This is a genomic window from Promicromonospora alba (assembly GCF_042654905.1).
In the GTDB taxonomy this organism is placed as follows: domain Bacteria; phylum Actinomycetota; class Actinomycetes; order Actinomycetales; family Cellulomonadaceae; genus Promicromonospora; species Promicromonospora alba.
This window is the reverse complement of sequence record NZ_JBHSFI010000013.1, coordinates 1-2,114: the sequence shown is the minus strand read 5'-3', so window position 1 is coordinate 2,114 and position 2,114 is coordinate 1. Positions and strand designations below refer to the sequence as shown.

At 73.1% G+C, this 2,114-nt stretch carries 2 protein-coding genes; both read right to left on the bottom strand.

Annotated features, from left to right (window positions below; all coding sequences use genetic code 11):
- Positions 1 to 202 precede the first annotated feature (202 nt).
- The gene (locus ACFO6V_RS28765; RefSeq protein WP_377142730.1) at positions 203 to 1,108 is read right to left on the bottom strand and encodes a LysR family transcriptional regulator; all 906 of its coding nucleotides are present in this window, start codon (positions 1,106 to 1,108) and stop codon (positions 203 to 205) included.
- 82 nt (positions 1,109 to 1,190) lie between these two features.
- Complete coding sequence (locus ACFO6V_RS28760; protein ID WP_377142728.1) at positions 1,191 to 1,895, bottom strand: type 1 glutamine amidotransferase domain-containing protein; 705 nt, start codon at positions 1,893 to 1,895, stop codon at positions 1,191 to 1,193.
- Positions 1,896 to 2,114: the final 219 nt, after the last annotated feature.

The window sequence follows — 2,114 nt, the reverse complement described above, 5'->3', positions numbered from 1 at the left end:
CCCGTCGACACCATCAGCAGACTCTCCCTCGATCAGTGTTGTTGCACTGACCGTATGAATCCGCCCGCGTCATCTGGCAGCAGGTGCATGGTCATCCGGCCGACCGTTGCCGCGCCGGGTGTTGACCACAGCAGTTCCTGCCGAGCCGGGGCCTGGTCTGGCAGGAACTGCTGTGGTCAACACCCGGGTCCGCGCCCAGCCGTCAGAGGCTTCCCCACTCGGCGGCGGCCTGGGTGAGCCGGTCACGGACGGCGGTGAGGGCCGGGCCCTGGGGCGCAACCCGGCCCATCGCCAGGTAGAGCGTGTTCAGCGGCGGCGCCTCGGGCTGGTGGAGCTGGACGACCTGCCCGCTCTCCAGCGCCGACGCGACCAGGTACCGCGGGAGCACGGAGACGCCCGCCCCCGCGATCACGGCGGCGAGCACCGCGCGCAGGTCCGGGACCACGAGCGACGTGACGTTCGGCGGCCGACGTCCGAACTCGCTGCGCCAGTAGCGGCGCACGATCGGGAGCTCCTCCGCGTATGCGACCAGCGGCAGGTGCGACAGCGCGGCGACCGGGTCGGCGGCGAGCCGCACCGGGTCGACCGTATGGGCCAGCGCCGCCGGGCCCACGAGCAGGAACTCCTCGTCGACCAGCGGCGTCGCCACGACGGCGTCCTGCCGGGGGCGTACCGAGGACACGACCAGGTCGAGGTGGCCGGCGGCCAGCGCGGCCAGCAGGTCGCCCCCGAGCCCGAGCGTGACCCGGACCTGCAGACCCTGGGCGAGCAGGGGCGCGAGGGCGGGCAGCACCCGGACGGTCATCAGCTCTGCCGCGCCGCCGAGCCGGACGAGCCCCCTGACCGCCGGGGCCTCGTCCGCGGGACCGAGCGCGGCCCGGAGCTCGTCCACGTGCAGGCCCACCTGGGTGGCCAGCGCCACGGCACGTTCGGTGGGTTCGGCACCCCGGCGCGACCGCACGAACAGCCGCGCCCCGAGCTGCTCCTCGAGCCGCGCGAGCTGGCCCGTGACGGCGGGCTGGCTCACGCCCAGGCGCTCCGCCGCGGCGGACAGCGAGCCGGTGCGGTAGACCTCAAGGAACGTCGCGAGGAGGTCGAGTCCCGGCACGCGCGTCACCATCCGTCCCCTGAGGCTGTGGCCCAGCCTTGCCTGGTGCTCAGGCTAACCAGGTCGGCACGACGGCGGGCGGTCAGCGGGCGGCGAGCGCCTTGAGCACCGCCTCGGCGGTCGCGGTGCTGGACTGGGGGTTCTGCCCGGTGATGAGGTTGCCGTCCTGGACCACGGTGCTGCTCCAGGGCACGCCGGTCCTGATGACGGCGCCGCGTTCGCGCAGCGCGGTCTCCACGAGGAACGGCGTGCCATCCCCGAGGCCGCCCTGGCGCTCCTCCTCGTCCGTGAAGGAGGTGAGCGCGCGGCCCGCGTAGGCGAAGGCGCCGTCCGGGGTCTCGGCGCTCAGCAGCGCGGCGGCGCCGTGGCAGAGCGCGGCCACCGTCGTCTGCCGCGTGTTGGCGGCGACCAGCAGCCGGCCGAGGTCGGCGTCGGACACGAGGTCGGCCATGGGGGCGTGGCCGCCAGGGATGTAGATCGCGTCGTAGTCGTCGGCGCGGACGTCGGACAGCGCGAGCGGCTGGGCGAGCCGGCCCGCGATGGAGTCCAGGTAGGCCCGGTGCTCCGCGGCGTCGGCAGCGGCCACGCCGCCCCGTTCGTCCAGGCTGATCTCGTCGACGGTGGGCCGCACGCCGCCGGGTGTCGCGAGGTCGACCGTGGCGCCGGCGGCGGTCAGCGTGCGGTGCGACGCGGCGACCTCCTCGGCCCAGTAGCCGGTGGGGTGGGCGGTCCCGTCAGCCAGGCGCAGGCTGTTCGCGGCGGAGAGGACCATCAGGATCTTCGGCATGGGTGGTTCCGACCTTCTCTGTGAGGGGATGCTCTGCGAGGGATGTTCTGTGCGGAGAACGCCAGGATCCATCACCGAATGCCGAGTCAGCCGGGCGTCGCCATAACCCTGCTTATGGCTCCGATTTGACCATGCACCTGCTGCCAGATCTGGGCGGCGGATTCATACGGTCAGTGCAACAACACTGATCGAGGGAGAGTCTGCTGATGGTGTCGACGG